General features: G+C 42.0%; 11 protein-coding genes. 2 read left to right on the top strand and 9 right to left on the bottom strand.

Annotation, left to right across the window (positions count from 1 at the left end; translation table 11 throughout):
- Nucleotides 1-35: 35 nt before the first annotated feature.
- Together AC5NT5_RS16635 and AC5NT5_RS16640 are read left to right on the top strand one after the other, a co-directional pair.
- Nucleotides 36-2,432: a PKD domain-containing protein gene (locus AC5NT5_RS16635; protein WP_494514213.1), complete on the top strand. Its 2,397-nt coding sequence runs from the start codon at nt 36-38 to the stop codon at nt 2,430-2,432.
- 162 nt (nt 2,433-2,594) lie between these two features.
- Nucleotides 2,595-4,484: a monovalent cation:proton antiporter-2 (CPA2) family protein gene (locus tag AC5NT5_RS16640; protein ID WP_182672116.1), complete on the top strand. Its 1,890-nt coding sequence runs from the start codon at nt 2,595-2,597 to the stop codon at nt 4,482-4,484.
- A gap of 99 nt (nt 4,485-4,583) precedes the next feature.
- Here AC5NT5_RS16640 and AC5NT5_RS16645 read toward each other — a convergent pair whose 3' ends face one another.
- From AC5NT5_RS16645 to AC5NT5_RS16685, 9 genes are all read right to left on the bottom strand, one after another.
- Nucleotides 4,584-4,967, bottom strand: a complete 384-nt coding sequence (locus AC5NT5_RS16645; protein ID WP_182672117.1) for a hypothetical protein — start codon at nt 4,965-4,967, stop codon at nt 4,584-4,586.
- A 2-nt stretch (nt 4,968-4,969) separates the two neighbouring features.
- Nucleotides 4,970-5,491, bottom strand: a complete 522-nt coding sequence (locus AC5NT5_RS16650; protein WP_188161992.1) for a YcxB family protein — start codon at nt 5,489-5,491, stop codon at nt 4,970-4,972.
- Between the two features lie 130 nt (nt 5,492-5,621).
- Nucleotides 5,622-6,056, bottom strand: a complete 435-nt coding sequence (locus AC5NT5_RS16655) for a hypothetical protein (protein ID WP_494514212.1) — start codon at nt 6,054-6,056, stop codon at nt 5,622-5,624.
- Nucleotides 6,057-6,349: 293 nt separating this feature from the next.
- Entirely contained in the window at nt 6,350-7,063 is a 714-nt protein-coding gene (locus AC5NT5_RS16660) for a hypothetical protein (RefSeq protein ID WP_494514211.1), read from the bottom strand.
- A gap of 139 nt (nt 7,064-7,202) precedes the next feature.
- A complete protein-coding gene (locus AC5NT5_RS16665; protein WP_494514210.1) occupies nt 7,203-8,993 on the bottom strand; it encodes an alkaline phosphatase in 1,791 nt (596 codons plus the stop codon).
- 11 nt (nt 8,994-9,004) lie between these two features.
- Complete coding sequence (locus AC5NT5_RS16670; RefSeq protein ID WP_039486975.1) at nt 9,005-10,594, bottom strand: alkaline phosphatase; 1,590 nt, start codon at nt 10,592-10,594, stop codon at nt 9,005-9,007.
- Between the two features lie 209 nt (nt 10,595-10,803).
- On the bottom strand, nt 10,804-13,239 hold the full coding sequence (locus tag AC5NT5_RS16675; protein ID WP_494514209.1) for a TonB-dependent receptor: 2,436 nt from the start codon (nt 13,237-13,239) through the stop codon (nt 10,804-10,806).
- 208 nt (nt 13,240-13,447) lie between these two features.
- Entirely contained in the window at nt 13,448-15,187 is a 1,740-nt protein-coding gene (locus AC5NT5_RS16680; protein WP_494514208.1) for a solute:sodium symporter family transporter, read from the bottom strand.
- Nucleotides 15,188-15,269: 82 nt separating this feature from the next.
- Nucleotides 15,270-17,330, bottom strand: a complete 2,061-nt coding sequence (locus AC5NT5_RS16685; RefSeq protein WP_494514207.1) for a glycoside hydrolase family 31 protein — start codon at nt 17,328-17,330, stop codon at nt 15,270-15,272.
- Nucleotides 17,331-17,414 lie beyond the last annotated feature (84 nt).

Consider the following 17,414-nt stretch of genomic DNA (forward strand, 5'->3'; position numbering starts at 1 on the left):
TTAGTATTCGACTTTATTAAAAGGATATTAATACTATGAAATGGAAACTCTTAATTCTAATCACGACTCTATTCACGCTTGTTGCATGTGGCTCTGGAGGTTCAGACTCCAAAACAGTAACTAAACCGCTCAGCACTAATACAAAGCCTATTGCGGTTATTACCACCGAGCAATCGGAGTTTAAAGTAAATACCGCCCTCGTGTTTAGCGCAGCACAAAGTAGCGACCCCGATGGCGATGCACTCACCTATCAATGGCAATTAGTCAGCAAAAACGAACAAGTAGAAATACCGATTACGGTTAATAATGAAAGTACCGTTGAGTTTTCAGTATCTGAAGCACAAGAGTACCAATTAGTATTAACCGTGAGTGACGGCAAGCTTTCAAGCACACCTGCACAAAAACAACTCACCGTTACTGCAAATACCCAACTAATTGCTAACGCAGGTAGCACACAAACCGTTAAGCAATGGGATGTTGTGCTTTTAAATGGCGCGCAAAGTAGCACAACCAGCGGCGCCATTAATCAATACAAATGGCAATTTATTACCAAGCCCGTAGCAAGTAATGCAACGCTTGAAAATGCGACTCAAGTAAAAAGCCAGTTTGTTGCCGACGAAATAGGCGAATTTAAAGTTGAGCTTACCGTTACTGATTCACAAGGCGATACAGCAAGCACTGTCGTACTCATAAAGAGTGAATCGCTTAATTCTAACTCATCACCACAAGCGGTTATAAACGTAGAAAATCAAACAATTGCTCCAAATGAAGTTGTTACACTTTACGGTAACCAAAGTACTGATCCCGATAAAAACGATACACTTAGTTATGCTTGGGCAATTACATCAAAACCCCAGGGCAGCACGCCAGCTCTTTCAAACATGCAAAATCATACCGCTGGATTTTCAGCGTCAACAGCTGGAGATTACGCGCTTTCACTCACTGTTACCGACCAACAAAACAAAAGCGATACCGCATCAGTTACTTTAACTGTTACCACAAGTAATAAAGCCCCAGTTGCAACACTTGAATCCGAACGTGATATTACGTTAAACGAATCAACCACTTTGCAGTGCCAACAATGTAGCGACCCAGACGGAGATGCGCTGAGCTATAACTGGCAGTTACAAGCTAAGCCTGTAAATAGCGCATCACAGCTCACTAACAGCACATCAGCAACGCCCTCTATTATTGCCGATAAAGAAGGCGACTACGTTGTAGTGCTTACAGTGTCTGATGGGCAATTAAGCTCAAACCAAGCAACTTCAGCACTGCATGCCAGTAGCAATAAAAAGCCTGTTACTTTGGTAACTTATGAAACCTCTATAACGGTTGATGAACAAGTTTTACTTGATGCCTCAACTAGTTACGATCCAGAAGGCCAGCCACTAAGTTACCAATGGGAAATCATTTCGTCGCAAGGCCAAGCAACGCTTAGCAGTAATACAATATCAAAACCAACGTTTAGCGCATCAGTAGAGGGGCAAGTTGTTATTTCGTTACGCACTAACGATGGCGTGCAGTTCTCTGACACAAAAACCCTAACAATTGATGTAATACAAAACGCATTGCCAGTAATTAGCTTCACGGGGGAGCAATCACGCTACGATGTAGTGGGCAATGCAGTTAAATTTGATGTAAGCCAAAGTTACGACCCAGAGGGAACCTCTCTCGATTACGCTTGGACGCTATCAGCCCCTTCAGGCTCGAGCACCGGTTTAAGCAATACAAACCAAAGTATTACCGAATTTATCGCCGATATGACAGGTAGTTACACGCTAACCGTTATAGCAACTGATGCTGATGGCTTTTCAAAAAGTGTGCAATTTTCAATTACAGTAACCAGCTCTGCACAACTTACCGGTCGTATTAAAGGGCAACTCACTAATGTGCAAAAAGCCGCTATAAGCAATGCACAGCTAACAATTAATGGACAGCAGTACAGCACCAACACAAATGGCTTTTTTGATGAAGAGGTTAATTTAGCGCAAGGTGAAAAAATAACGATAACAACAGCAGATCAAAGGCTAGCAGCTGGGGAATATAACTCTGTAGCAATTACGCAAAGCAACTTTACTGTGGATATAGGCCAAAATAGCATGCCCGTTTTACAAGCTGTTGAGGTTTCGGTATTTGTGTGTGCTGAGTTTTCAGGCCCCGACACCGTTAACCTACGCTTTAACATGGTAGATACACTTTTAGCGTCAGATAGCTTTCAATTTAGCTTTGCTCAAACAAAACCACTTACTTTACAAAAAAGCGGAAGTAGTTACCTCGATAGCGAATTGGATATCGACCTACCTGCATCAGCCGAATTTGAAGTAACAGTAATTGAAACAAGCGTTGAAAATACAATCAGCTCAAACATTACTATTTACCATTCTGATTCAGGCCAACCAAGCTCAGCAATTATAAGTATTTGTAATATTTAGTCCCCAACAAGCCCTTCAACATAAAGTGCTATTTTTAGCCCAGTAGTTATAACCATTAGTGTTATAACTACTGATAAATAAACAACTTTGAGCCATATAATCCATTGTATTTTATAAGCAGCTAAGCCATTCTAAAAGCCTTGATGTTATTAGGATAAACGCGTGTTAGAAATTGCTTTAATTTACTTAGCAGCAGCCATTGTAGCTGTGCCTATTGCTAAACGAGTCGGACTTGGCTCAGTATTAGGTTATTTAATTGCCGGTATACTCATTGGCCCTTATGCGCTGGGTGTTGTGGGCGATCAAACAGATGTAATGCACTTCGCTGAATTTGGCGTAGTAATGATGCTGTTTTTAGTTGGTCTTGAACTACAACCTTCGCGTTTATGGACATTACGCCACTCTATTTTAGGGCTTGGCGGCTTACAGGTTGTGTTATCGGCAGCGGCTATATTTGCATTTTGTTATTGGTTTTTTGCCATGCATTGGCAAACCGCACTCGCCATTGGTTTAATGCTCGCACTCTCCTCTACCGCTATTGTGCTGCAAAGCCTTGAAGAAAAAGGCTGGCTAAAGCAAGAAGCCGGACAAAACGCGTTTTCGGTATTGCTGTTTCAAGACATCGCAATTATCCCTATTTTAGCCTTATTACCACTGCTCGCATTTGCCCCGCAAACTAGCTCAAAAGAAATCAGCGATTCGATTATTGCAAGCTGGCCTGTATGGCAACAAGTATGTGTATCGGTTGCGGTTATTGCCGCTATTATTGCCGGCGGTAAATATGTATCGGCCCCGTTATTTAGATATATTGCCCAAACGCACATGCGTGAAATATTTACTATTTTTGCACTCTTTTTAGTGGTCGCTATCGCACTGGTTATGCAAAGTATTGGTTTATCGCCTGCTTTGGGGACTTTTTTAGCAGGCGTTGTACTTGCCGAGAGTGAATTTAGACACGAGCTAGAAGCCGATATAGAACCCTTTAAAGGCTTACTTTTAGGATTATTTTTTATAACTGTTGGCGCATCAATTAACTTTGAACTGCTATTTAACGAGTTTAGTACCGTTATAGGCTTAGTGGTTTTACTCATTGTGGTTAAAGCCTGCATTTTATTTGCCCTTGCCGTTACCTTTAAAATTAACAGTAAACAGCAGTTATTATTTGCCCTAGCCCTTGCCCAAGGGGGTGAGTTTGCATTTGTACTTTTAAGCGTAACCACCACCTTAAGTATTTTAACGCCCGAGCAAACCAGCCTTGTTACCTTAGTTGTGGCGGTATCAATGCTAATAGCGCCGTTATTACTTATGGTTTATGAGCAAATACAAAAACGCAGCAGCAGTGCTCTGCCTGAGTTTGATAAGCCAGAGCAAATTAGCACCGCTAAACACGTAATTATTGCGGGCTACGGACGTTTTGGCCAAATTATGGGGCGTTTACTGCACGCGCAAGGCTACGAAATTACCGTACTTGATCACAGCCCTAGCCAAATAGAATTACTACGCCGTTTTGGTAACACCGTATTTTATGGCGATGCCGCACGCCAAGAACTCCTTGAAGCCGCAGGCGCGCACACTGCGCAAATGCTAGTAATTGCAATTGATAACCCCGATAAAACCATTGAGATAATTAAGCTCGCGCATAAAAACTACCCGCAACTTAAAATAGTTGCTCGCGCAATCGACCGCCGCCATGCGTATCAGTTACTTAATTTAAAAGTAGATGCGTTTAACCGCGAAACCGTCGACTCAGCTATTAACCTTGCCGTAGAAGCACTCGAGTTACTAGGTAACACTAAACAAGATGCAGAACGTGCTGGTAAGCTATTTAGAGACCACGACCGCGCTGCAGTACTGCAACTTGCTGCATTATGGGGAGACGACGCCAGCTACGGCGTAGCAGTGCGCCAACGCATGGAAGATTTAAAACAAGTGCTGCAACAAGATAAACAAGCACAAAGCGATTTAAATACCTGCGATAGCGGTGATTGCGAAGACGGCTTAACAGAAGTAGCGAGTAAACCTAAAAAGCCTGATGATGCTCATCTTGAGTAGCGTCTAAAAACTGATATGTGCTATTAGCGTGAGTTAATAGCACTGTGAATAAGCGCCACAATCAAATAAGTTATCTGAAAGCATAGCTGTACTTTTTAGTTAGTGTTCAAAGCGCTTATATGTTCCACGCCAATCTGAGTGTTCAGGATATTTAATCTTATAAGCATTTATTTCAGCCTTAGAAGCGTACTGAAAATAGATAGAGAAATAGTCACTTATGTAGCTTTCGCCGTCACCCATTCTCCAAAATATATCGCTCGGATGATAATTTGGAAATTTAATCCAAGGCGGTTTTGGCGGAGTATGCTTTAACTTATTTTCATAACGCTCTTTAAGCATTTTATTCCAAGCAGCTCTATGCTCTAGATACTTGCCCCATTTTTCATCGGTAGTGTTAGCTGGTTTTTCACTTCCCATTGATGAAATAGGTATAAGCATTAAAATAAACACTAAGACGGTGTAAATATTTATAAAATGACTCATGACTAAATATGAGCTTTAATAAATGCTTTTAGTTCTTCTTTTTCGGCTTCGTTTGTAAATGTGCTAGCTGGGATTATTAAAGCCAATAACTTGTCTACAAATATATATAAATCGCCTTTATTTTCTTCCATTGCTTCAACGGCTTGCCATTTATAAAAGTAACTTCCAAGATGATTAGTCTCGCGAATGCCATCAGCTTGAAATTCAATTGTTTTATCGCCAATCATTACGCCATTTTCATTGGGGATTGATTGCTCTTTTAACTTATGATTATTGTATAAAAATACAATAATTAATATTAAAAACGGCACTGCTACAATTAACCCACTTGGCCAATGAAAGTCAGAAAGGCGAATAGACTCAACCTGAAAAAAAGTCATAATAACAACGGCTAGCACAAACCATACAATCATGTTTTTTATAAACCCTAAACCTTTATTATCTTTAGGCGCACACAACTTTTTTATTATAAAATCAGCATAGTCGGTATAATTTTTTTTAGTAACAGTGATAGATTTGATCATAAAAAATGAATCCTAACTTTGTTTAAACATAGCGAACTACTTAAGCTATATAAATATAAGACCAAACAAAACCCGAACAAACTATTTCAAGCGCTTTGATCGACGTTTAAAAATAATTTAATAATTCGATCTATTTTAGTGGTGGTGGGGGCGCGATGATCATTTCTGGTTGATTTGCTCTGAGTAACTCTTTTAAATTTAACTGTATTCTTTCACCACACATTACAATTCCTTTTTCGTCTTTTGTTGTTGAATAACCAAGTACTATATTTAATGAATCTAATCTCTCAGGATTAACTTGAAAAAATACCTTGTAATAACCTTCATAACTATTAGCTTCAGTAAAATCCAAGTCTGCTAATAAAGTATCTTTTATCACTACTGTAAATGACGTTAAATAATAGTCTTTAAATATCTCAGGTACGTAGACATCATAGCCAGCAAAGTTACCTACGCTATAGTCTTCATTTATTTTTGCAAAAGAGGCTGATTGGCCTAGTTCATCATTGCCGCAGGCAAATAATAAGCTAGTCCATAAAAAACATATAACTAAAAGTACTCGCATTTAAGTTCCAATATAACAGCTTTGCTAATAAGTACTTTTTCAAGCGTCCCTATTGCGTGGACTTCTATTAGTATCAAATAGCGTAAGTTATTGCGAACTATAAATAATTAGCAGCAGGCGGTGCTTATTTATAAGATGAGGCGATTATTCGAAGTATTATTTAGGCGGAAGTATTTTAAATTCACTTTATTTTAGAGGGCGGTTGGTAGCTCACCACAGCTTGCTGACTGAAGTATAAATTTATCCCCAACACAGCAAGCTCGTCCTACGCCACATTAAAACTCAATTAAAACCTAGTGGTGGTGTCCGCCTTGAATAGCCTCGCCCTGCTGGTTATAAAAGCCAGTTGCGCCATGTTCAATAAAACCAAGGTTTATCATTTTAGCTAAAAATGGGTCGCCTTCGTTATCGCCAATGTCGGCGTAATCGGTGGTTTGAAAGCGGTCCCACTGTGCAAATTGAGCAGTAATTAATGGCACATCAGTGCTTACATTGTTAAGGCTTAGCAAGGTACTTGTTTGGCTTTTTTTATTACTAATACTAAATGTTTTAACTAATTTTGAATGCGTAATAAAGGCAAGGTTAAAGTCATTGCCATTTTCGCTCAGTGTATAGTTTTTCACTTCATCGCAGCCTTTGCCTTGTGTGCTTACTAAGGTCATTTTTTCGATTAAGTGGTTATCCACCAGCTGACTTTTAGCACTCCAATTTTGTACGCCGCGTACCTCAGATGGTTGGTATTCAATGCCGCGTTGCTGGGCATTAAAGTAACGTATTGGTCGTATTTGGTTATTGGCTAAGTGCTGCCAAAGCTCGGTTATTACTTCACTTTGATGTGCTACTTGCTGATCGTTGCGCCAAAGGGTAAGTGACTCGCTACTTTGCTGCGCCTTATGGCTGTTGGTAATTTTATAATCGGCTTTTAAATGCTTGGCATCAATATCACATTGCGAGGCAAAGCTACTTGTACTTACAAGCGTGGCAATTATTAATAACGCTTTTTTCATTTAGCTATCTCTTATTTATATTTCAAGTTTATGGCAATAACATAACGATTATAAATGTCAGTTTAATGACAAAAACCCCGCACAGTATGCGGGGTTTTTTATTTAGATATATTTAACTAAATTTATAACTAGGCGGTATTTATTGCGCTAGTTTTTCGTCTGCTGCTTTTACAAAGTCAGCGGCAAAGTCCATTACATGGAACAAAAAGCTTTGCTCGTTTGTGCCTGTTACCAAGTGTGCACCTGGTCCCATTGCATAAACGCCTACGTCTTCACCGGCATGTGTTTCAGAGCCCATTGGTACAAGTGCTTCTTGATGAAAACCAGGTGTTGTTGTATCAACATCTGTTAAATCAACACGCCCTGTAACCGGTGCAAAGGCATAACCTGCATCGGCATCGGTCTCGCTACCTAGGTTTCTAAAGCCACCACCATTGGTGTAACCAACCGTTGTATAAGGCATATCGTCGGCAGCTAAGCTTGGCTCAGTAGCGCCTACTGCAACCACTTTACCTAAAATTGGGTTACCGCGTTTAGGGTAACCGGCAATGGTAAATACATGGCTGTGATCGGCAGTTACAACTATTAATGTTTCTTCTGGGTTGGTGTTTTCCATCGCCACTTTAACGGCTTTAGCAAGCTCAATAGTGTCGTTTAACGCGTTATAAGCATTACCCGCATGATGCGCGTGGTCAATTCGACCCGACTCAACCGTTAAGAAAAAACCTTGCTCGTTGTTATCAAGTACGTTTATTGCTTTTTCGGTCATTTGTGAAAGCGAAGGTTCGCCTGCTACATCGTTTGCGCGGTCAGCTTCGTACTGCATGTGGGATTCGTTAAATAAGCCAAACACTTTAGTGGCGTCGTTACTTATTGCATCAAAACCGGTTTGATCCATTACGTACGTGCCATTTGGATATTGCGTTTTCCACTCTGCGGTTAAGTCGCGGTTATCTGTTCGATCCCCTTCAACAGCACTTACTGCATCGGCTGAATTAAACGCGGCATCTTTTGGTAAAAAGTGACGACGACCGCCGCCCATTACTACGTCAATACCGTCTACATCAACACCACTAAAGCGTGCTTCTAGGTTGGCTTCAAAGTTAACCAGTTGCGATGCAATGTCTTCACACGTTGCGGCACTTTCTGGCATATCGGAGATATCTTCCCAGTTACGCTCTGCCGATTTAGCATACGTTGCAGCTGGTGTTGCGTGAGTAATACGCGCTGTAGAAATAATCCCTGTTGCTTTGCCTGCAATTTCAGCAAGCTCTAACGAGGTAACAAGTTCGTGCCCTTTGCCTGATGCACAATTACCACGCTCAACCGCTTCATCAATACCAATAACGCCCGCATCGGTTTTAACGCCCGATGCCATTGCGGTCATAGTGCCTGCCGAATCTGGCGTTTGCGCATCTACGTTGTATGTTTTTACAAAGCCCGAAAAAGGCATAGTTTCAAAGCTTAACTGGTGATCTTCACCCATTTCGCCCTCTAACTGACCCGCTAAAATACGTGCTGCAGTTATGGTAGAAATACCCATACCATCGCCCACAAATAAAATAACGTTTTTAGCTTTGCCTGATTCAGTAACAATATTGTTACTGGCTGCTTGTGCTGCACCTAATTTTGTTTGTGCTTCACTAAACCACGTATTGCTAGTGAGCGAGGCTAACTGCTCGGTAGTTAACGACGTTGCAGGTGCATTACACACTAAATTAGTTGAGTTAACTTCGTCGCTATCTAGCACGTCGTTATTATTGGTATCTGCGCCTACTTGCGTCTCTACACCACCATTAATACACTGCTCAGAGCCCACTGCAATAGCGTTATCTACTGCGATAATATTGTTTTCATTTTTGTTATCGTCACTCGAGCAACCTGCTAGCGCGACCATTACTGCCAAAGAAAGTACCGTTAATTTGTTCATGTTAGCCGCCATTATTGCTGAGTTAGTTCAAGAGCTTGATTAATTAAATGAAATACAACATTTTGTTCAATTACGCCCTGTGCTAGCTGAGCACCAGGACCTTTAGCATGTAAAGATATGTCTTCACCTGCGTGTGTTTCTGAGCCCATTGGTACGGTTGCTTCTTGGTGAAAACCTGGGGTTGTTGTATCAACGCCATTTAACTCAACACGCCCTGCTACAGCAGCACTTGTGTAGCTTGCATCAGCATCAGTCTCGTCGCCTAAGTTTCTAAAGCCTAAACCATTTGCGTAACCGACTGTGGTGTACGGCATATCGTCGGCGGCTAAGCTTGGTGTTGTTTCGCCTACTGCAACTACTTGACCTAAAATTGGATTACCACGCTTAGGGTAGCCTGCAATAGTAAATACATGGCTGTGATCGGCGGTTACTAAAATAAGGGTTTCTTCTGGGTTGGTGTTATCTACCGCTGCTTGCACGGCTTTAGCAAACTCAATGGTGTCGTTCAGCGCGTTGTATGCATTACCCGCGTGGTGCGCGTGGTCAATTCGACCCGACTCAACCGTTAAGAAAAATCCATTATCGTTTTTACCAAGCACTTCAATTGCTTTAGTGGTCATATCGGTAAGTGAAGGCTCGCCCGCTACATCGTTTGCGCGGTCAGCTTCGTACTGCATGTGGGATTCGTTAAATAAACCAAATACTTTAGTGGCGTCGTCTGCTATTGCATCAAAGCCCGTTTGATCCATCACGTACGTAGCATCAGGGTATTGTGTTTGCCACTCAGTCACTAGGTTGCGCTCGTCTGTACGGTCGCCTTCTATAGCGCTTACTGCATCTGTTGAGTTAGCTGTTTCGTCTTTTGGTAAAAAGTGACGACGACCGCCCCCCATTACAAAATCAAGACCGTCTACGTCGGTCCCTACAAATCGTGCTTCTAGGTTTTTTTCAAAGTTAACCAGTTGCGATGCAATGTCTTCACAGCCACCCGTTACGGCATCTTCTGGCATATCTGATACGTCTTCCCAGTTACGGTCAGCCGATTTAGCATACGTGGCAGCAGGAGTTGCATGCGTAATACGTGCTGTAGAAATAATACCGGTAGATAGCCCTTTAATTTCAGCCAATTCAGTCGCGGTAATTAGCTCGTTACCTGCCACTGTTGAACACACGCCGCGTTCAATATCTTCATCTACACCAATAACGCCCACATCGGTTTTTACACCCGAAATAATAGCCGTCATCGTGCCTGCTGAATCGGGAGTTTGCGCATCTACGTTATACGTTTTAACTTGTGCAGAGTATGGGAACTCTTCAAAGCTTAAATAACCTTCTTCGCCAGATTGGTTATTACGCTGCCCTTGCAAAATACGCGCGGCGGTAAGAGTAGATATACCCATGCCATCGCCCACAAATAAAATAACGTTTTTAGCTTTAGTGGCTTGTGTAGCCTGCGCTTGTGCTGTTTTTGTTGTTAGTTTAGTTTGCGCAGCGCTATACCAGCTGCTGTCTTTTTGGCTTTGCGGTAGTACATCAGCATGGCTAACTGCGCTAAACGCAAATGTTAGCGCGATTGCCGCAGCTACTTTTTTAATTTTCATCCGTAATTCCCATTGTTTAGTGGTTATTTTTTGAAATGTGTAAACACAAAAAAGATCAACCGCTGCACTATAGAAAACAGATGTGACTGATAAAGGTAATTTTGATGAAAGTAAGATGACTAAACTATTACAAAAATAAGTCACAAAAAAAGCGCAACGCGTTAAACGTTGCGCTTTTAAGGGAAATTATTGAGGGAGTTATTTAAATATTAAAAACGTGCTTTAAACGATACCCCAAAGTAGCGCTCTGCATCGCGCGGTATTTGATAACGGAAGTTATCGCCACTGTAGGTAGTTACGTAGCTTTCGTCGGTTAAGTTTTTAGCAATAAGCGATACTCTAAACGCGTCATCTTTAAACGATAAACCCACACTTGCGTTTAATATACCGTAATCTGGTAATAAAGCAGCTGGATTAAATTCGCCTACGTTGTCTGGTAGGTCTGAGTATTGCTCATCGGTGTAAATGTATGAGCTGTTTATGTGTACGTTAAAACCATGGTCGGTTTCAATAAAGTAATCAGCCGTTAGTGAGTATTTAAGATCTGGCGAAAATGGTACATCTAAACCTGAGCGGTCAGTACACGAGCCAGCGGCTACCTCTGCCGGACAATTAAACTCGTCAATTTCGGCTTTAATGTAAGCAACACCACCGGTAAGCGTTAGCGACTCTGTTGCAGCCCACATAAAGTCAACTTCAACACCTTGTGTACTTACGTCGCCCGCATTGGTTAAGCGCGTAATACAGGTGCCGTCTGAACAGTCAAAGTTGTTAGCTTGAAAGCCTTCAATTTCGGTTCTGAAAAGAGCCATGTTAAATACAAATTCGCGGCTTGCGTATTTGTAGCCTATTTCATAAGCGTCTGACTCTTCAGGTGCTATTTCACGGCTGTCGTTATCTGGATTAAAGTTATAATAAATATTAAAACCAGGGCCTTTGTAACCTTGCGAGTAAGTACCGTATACCATTTGACCATCGCCTAAATCGTATTGCATACCTAAACGACCCGATACGTTGGTTTCTTCGGCTTTGCCTTCATCATCTGTATTTAGTGTTGCTGGGCGCACGCCTACACCGGTGCGGCCATATACATCATTACTTACACGGCGATGCGTGTACGACACTTCATCGTCGGTGTAACGAATACCAAATAATACGCGTAAATCTTCAGATAAATCGTAAGTACCGTCGGCAAAAGCGGCCCAGTTGTTAAATTCTGTGCTCATAAAAGCAGTGGCCGATACAATATCGTTTGCATTGCAGCTAACACCTAGACCTTGTGTATAACCATCTAGGTCGTTAAGTGCTGCATCAAGTTCAGCGCCCGATAAGTTATTTTGCGCGTAAAAAGCCATTGCGCTATCAAGCTGGCCACCATTATTTTGACAACTAGCATCGCGAGTAAAGTTACGTTGTGAATCCATGTTCCAATAAAATAAGCCAGCAACATAGTTAAATGGCCCAGCTAGGTTTGATGTAACTCTAAATTCTTGCGAAAACTGATCCCATTGCTGTGCACCTAAATCGTGTAATTGAAACGGCGCGTCAAATACCGGCTCGCTGCTGTCGCCAGCAATAGAGGTAAAGTCGCCTTCGCGGTATTCTGTGTTATCCCACGAACGCTGCGCTGTAATTGAAGTATATGTATAGTCGCCAATTGTTTTATCAACCTGTACCGAAAACGCGCTATGTTCGTCAATTGTGCGCGACTCGTAATCGTGATCAACGCTGCGTTGGTCTAAATCAATATCGGCTACGCCATCAACAATACCGTTACTATTTGGTACTGATTTTGAATCTGGATTACGGCCACTTGGTAGTGCTTCTAAGTCGGCACAACAATCATCGTCAGCGTTATAAAATTCAGCAATAAATTTTACGCTTAAGTCATCCTCTGGCTCGTATTTAAATACAGCACGTGCACCTTCACGGTCGTAACCGTTTACTTTTTCGTTGTTGTAAACGTTATCAATGTAACCGTCAAACTTGCCTTTAAATACCGTTAGGCTAGCTGCTAGGTCGTCGGTTAAACCGCCGCTTATAACGCCTTTAAAACGGTATTCGTTATCTTGATAAAACGAAGTTTCTACGCTGCCTGTTGTGTCGTACGAGGGATCTTTTGTTGTTATGTTTACCACACCTGCTGAGGCGTTTTTACCAAACAATGTACCTTGTGGCCCGCGTAATACTTCAATGCGGTCTACGTCGTATAAATCGGCAAATGCTTGACCCGAGCGGCCAAGTACCACGCCATCAACAACAGTTGCCACACTTGGTTCAGCAGCAATACTAAATGAAATAGTACCAATACCGCGCACTGTTAGCGCTGAGTTGCGTGTTGTGGTGCCTTTTCTAAAGCTAACCGAAGGAACAAGCGACTGTAAGCCTTCCATGTTATTAGCAAAAGCTGAATTAATTTGATCGCTATTAAGTACCGATACCGCAACAGGTACTTCGTTTAAGCTTTGCGTTCTTTTTTGTGAAGTAACGACTATTTTTTCAAATGTATCGTTTTTAGCTGTTTCTGTTTTTTGTTGTTCTTGTTCGGTTTGCTCTTGCTGCGCATGTACCTGCGTGCTTAATGCTAAACCGGTTGTCATTGCTAACGTGACTGCCAAGCTTAAGACGGACTTTTTAGCTCTCATGTCATTCTCCATATTGTGCGTGTGTGCTGTGTGGTACCGCGCTAGCAATTGTGTGGGTTGCTAAAAAGCGGTGTCAGTGTGTGATACTTTCCTTAAAGCTCTTATATCTTATATAAGAGCTTTAAATTTAAACAAACTATCTTACTAATGCAATCATTATGTGAATAAAATGTAATTTTAAATTAAGTAATGAGGAGTCAGCCGCATGTTATACGGCCTTTGGAATCCCAATATGCGCTAAGCTATTTTCGTAACGAACCTGCCAACGACGTACACTCCACCAGCTAAGCACTAAAACAGTAGACCAAACAGCAACTAAACTTGGTACAAAGTACACACTGGTTCCACCAACTAATCCGAGCGGCGAAAACAATATATACAAGCTAACAATCAAGCCTACTAATACAATTGCGCAAGGTAATGCGTATTTCCAAGGATTAAGGTCTACCTCGGCTTTGCGTGTAAATTGCCATGGTGTTTTAAGGGGTTTGTAGTAACCAATACCCAACATTATTGCCAATTCAATTAAGAATAAAATGGCGTAAATATGAATAAAGTTAATGTCTACATCCCATACAAATTTAAGCAAGGTATAGGCAATAATATGAAATATAATCGCGACTTTAGCGCCCAGTGCAGGCACTTTGCGGGTAAACAAACCCACTAATACAATTGTGATGACCGGAATGTTATAAAAGCCTGTAAATACACGAATAATGTGCCATAAACCTTCAGGTGCAAACATCAATAATGGCGCAGTTATAAACGACAATATGGCAATAACAATACTGGTAATTTTGGCTACTTTTATAAGTTGGCTGTCTGTTACCTTATTTTTTTTCATTGGCTTATAAACATCTAAGCAAAATAAGGTCGCCGCGCTGTTGAGCAATGAATTAAATGAGCTAAATACAGCACCTAGCAATACGGCCAAAAAGAAGCCAGATAAATACTGTGGAAGCACTTCTTTTACCAAATGTGGGTAAGCTAAATCGATAGTTGGCAGGCTTTCGTGTTTATAAAGATGGTAAGCAATAACGCCAGGGATCATCATCATAAACGGTACTAGCACTTTAAAGTACCCTGAAAACAACACCCCTTTTTGACCTTCAACTAAGTTTTTAGCGCCCAATGTGCGCTGGATCACATACTGATTAGTGCCCCAATAAAACAAATTAGCTAAGATCATCCCTGTAAAAATAGTGCCAAATGGCACGGGATCATCGCTACTACCAATAGCATTGAGCTTTTCTGTGTCGGTGTTTACTAGGGTGCTTAACCCTTCTGAAAAACTACCATCACCCAATGCAATTAAGCCCAGTGTTGGCACTAAAATACCAATGATAAGTAACCCAACACCATTAATGGTATCTGAGACCGCAACCGCCTTTAAACCACCAAATACAGCATAAATAGCCCCAACTGAGCCCACTGTAATAATGGTCACAATTAGGCTTGCTTGGTAGCTCATATTTAATAAGGTGGGTACATCAAAAAGTCTAAGTACGGCAATTGATCCTGAGTACAAAACAGAAGGGATCGTTATAAAACAATACCCTACCATAAATAAGATCACCGTCATGCGTCGTACGGTATCGTCAAAACGATCCCGTAAAAATTCAGGTAAGGTAGAAAACGCGCCCGCTAGATAACGAGGCAAAAAGATCAACGCCATAATAATGGTTGATACTCCTGCGGTTACTTCCCACGCCATTGAGCTTAGGTTGTAACCATAGGCTGAGCCATTAAGGCCAATTAGTTGCTCGGCCGATAAGTTAGTGAGGATCATTGACCCTGCTATAAATGTACCTGTTAACCCACGACCCGCTAAAAAGTAGCCATCTTGGGTGTTAACTTCCCCTTTGGTTTTTTGGTACGAGATATATCCCACCAGCGCCATAAACGCCAAGCACGATAGCAGTGTTATGGTAATGTTCATACCTTCCATCTTGCGCCCCTTTTAGCTTACTTTACTCGGTAAAAAGTAAGCTAATATCTTTATTATTGTGTGTGTTTTATTAAGCCGAGTTTTATTTAGGCCATGCTGTTAATTGGCTCATGTCTTGCTCTGTGTGTTGAACCTCTGGGCCAAGCATTAGGCTGTCGCCTTCGCGTACAAATACTGCCATCTCTTCAAGTGCGAGTGTGTGCTCGTAGTACTTACTCCCTTCGTAAACTTGTTTATCGGGGAAGCGAATCCAATTACCTTGCGGTAAGTAAAACCTAACTTTACCGTTTGGTACTACACACGGCACAACCAGTAATTTTTCACCGCACATAAATTGCTGATCAAAACTATGCGCCAGTACATCATCAGGAAATGCCAATGCCATGGCACGCTGAACCGGCAAGCCTGTTTGCTGCGCTTGCTCTGCACATGTTTGTAAGTACGGAATTAACTGGTAGCGTAATTTAAGTGCTGCAAATACCGCATCACTTGCTTGCTCGGTGTAAGACCACGGTTCGCGAGGACCAATACCGTGTAAGCGCATATGTGCGCTAAATACTGAAGCTTGTGCCCAGCGCACGTAAAGTTCTGCGTCGCGGGTGTCTTTGTAAAAACCACCAATGTCGGTTGCAAAAAATGGCCCACCCGACATACCCCACGCTAAACTGCCACGAATGCTTGCCGCTAAACCCTGCCAATCGGCTTGCGGGTCGCCGCCCCACTGAGCAGGAAAACGTTGGCTGCCCGTCCATGCTGAACGGCTAAACAAAAATGGCCCAGTTTTACAGTATTTTTCGGCGGCCTCAAAAACGCAGCGGTTGTACAACATGCTGTAAACGTTGTGTAGCCTAATACCGCTGTCACCACTGTGAGATATCATATTGTCGTCTTCTAGCTGCTCGCCAAAATCCGCTTTTATCATATCTACGCCAAGCTCAAACAAAGGCTTATGCGATTCGAGCCAATATTCGTAAGCATCAGGGTGCGTAAAATCTAAAATACCCGACTCAGGCAGTGGCGTAAGTACTTCGCCAAACGGGCTTAAATCCCACTCGTATTGATACGCTTTACCTGTGCGTTTGTCTTTTATAAGCCAGCCATTTTCGGCCGCTTTAGCAAATAATGGGTTATTTACCGAGATCATCGGGTATTCCCACACACAAATTTTAAAATCCATCGCTTTTAGTTCATCAAGCACCGGTTTTGGGTCTGCGTAGCGTGTTGGGTCCCATTCAAATGCAAAGCGGGTGTCGGTGTCTTGCCATGCACGGCCATCAAGAGTAATTACGTCGCACGGCATATTTTTAGCGCGTACTTCGCGGGCAACACTAAGTAATTCGTCAGCATCTTTGTAATACGCTTTTGATAAAATAACACCAAAGCTCCACTGCGGTGGTACCGGTGCAAAACCTGTTAGCTCGCAGTAACGGTTGATGCTTTGGGCAGGTGTTTGTTCTTGATATAAAAATACATCTAGCGCCTCATCTTCAACTAAACATACATATGCGCGTTGCGACCATAACGCATAACCTACACCATGGGTAACAGGCGCGGCTGTATGTACAAATAAATTCCAGCCTTCTGGGCTCCATGCATACGGGGTATTTTTATAAGACTTTTCGGCGTTAACACCTAGCGCATCGTGGTTGTATGAACGAATAAGTTGGCCGCGTTTATCAAGCTTGCCCCATTTTTCGCCAAGACCATACACGGCTTCGTCGTAGTTAAGCTCAAGACTTAAAATCCAGCCGTTATCGGTTTTAGCCAGTGGCGGTAAACGATGCTGGCGTACAAAGTGACCATCAGTTGCTGATTGCTGTACTAGCTCATCGTTTTTATAAAGTTTGAAATGAAAAGGGTCACTGTAAAATTCTAGGCGGTATTCGCCACCACTTACACTGTAATCATTATTGTTTTTGCTAAGTGTAAGGGGGCATTCTGATGGGGTTGTGGTTAATATTTTAAACTGCTCGTCATGCGTGGTGCCTGCATTTAAACGTAAGCCAAACTGGCTAATCGTTACGCTAATATCACCAAACTGAGTGGGCAAAACCAGCACATTACCTTGTAACTTTGGCTGTGCGGTTAAGCGTGCTGGCTCTATTGCGTTCCAGTCTGGCTCACGTAATTCAAATGCATTCATGGGAGTTCCTTAACCAATTATTAGTCTTGTATAAGACACAAGTTAAATAATTGTAATCCCCATGTCAACGTAAATAAACTCAAG

It is taken from the genome of Pseudoalteromonas sp. J2K-J599 (assembly GCF_059295115.2).

Coding starts and splice junctions, on each gene's coding strand:
- AC5NT5_RS16675 (WP_494514209.1), bottom strand. CDS start 13,239: ATGAGAGCTAAAAAGTCCGTCTTAAGCTTGGCAGTCACGTTAGCAATG.
- AC5NT5_RS16670 (WP_039486975.1), bottom strand. CDS start 10,594: ATGAAAATTAAAAAAGTAGCTGCGGCAATCGCGCTAACATTTGCGTTT.
- AC5NT5_RS16680 (WP_494514208.1), bottom strand. CDS start 15,187: ATGGAAGGTATGAACATTACCATAACACTGCTATCGTGCTTGGCGTTT.
- AC5NT5_RS16645 (WP_182672117.1), bottom strand. CDS start 4,967: ATGAGTCATTTTATAAATATTTACACCGTCTTAGTGTTTATTTTAATG.
- AC5NT5_RS16650 (WP_188161992.1), bottom strand. CDS start 5,491: ATGATCAAATCTATCACTGTTACTAAAAAAAATTATACCGACTATGCT.
- AC5NT5_RS16655 (WP_494514212.1), bottom strand. CDS start 6,056: ATGCGAGTACTTTTAGTTATATGTTTTTTATGGACTAGCTTATTATTT.
- AC5NT5_RS16660 (WP_494514211.1), bottom strand. CDS start 7,063: ATGAAAAAAGCGTTATTAATAATTGCCACGCTTGTAAGTACAAGTAGC.
- AC5NT5_RS16685 (WP_494514207.1), bottom strand. CDS start 17,330: ATGAATGCATTTGAATTACGTGAGCCAGACTGGAACGCAATAGAGCCA.
- AC5NT5_RS16665 (WP_494514210.1), bottom strand. CDS start 8,993: ATGAACAAATTAACGGTACTTTCTTTGGCAGTAATGGTCGCGCTAGCA.
- AC5NT5_RS16635 (WP_494514213.1), top strand. CDS start 36: ATGAAATGGAAACTCTTAATTCTAATCACGACTCTATTCACGCTTGTT.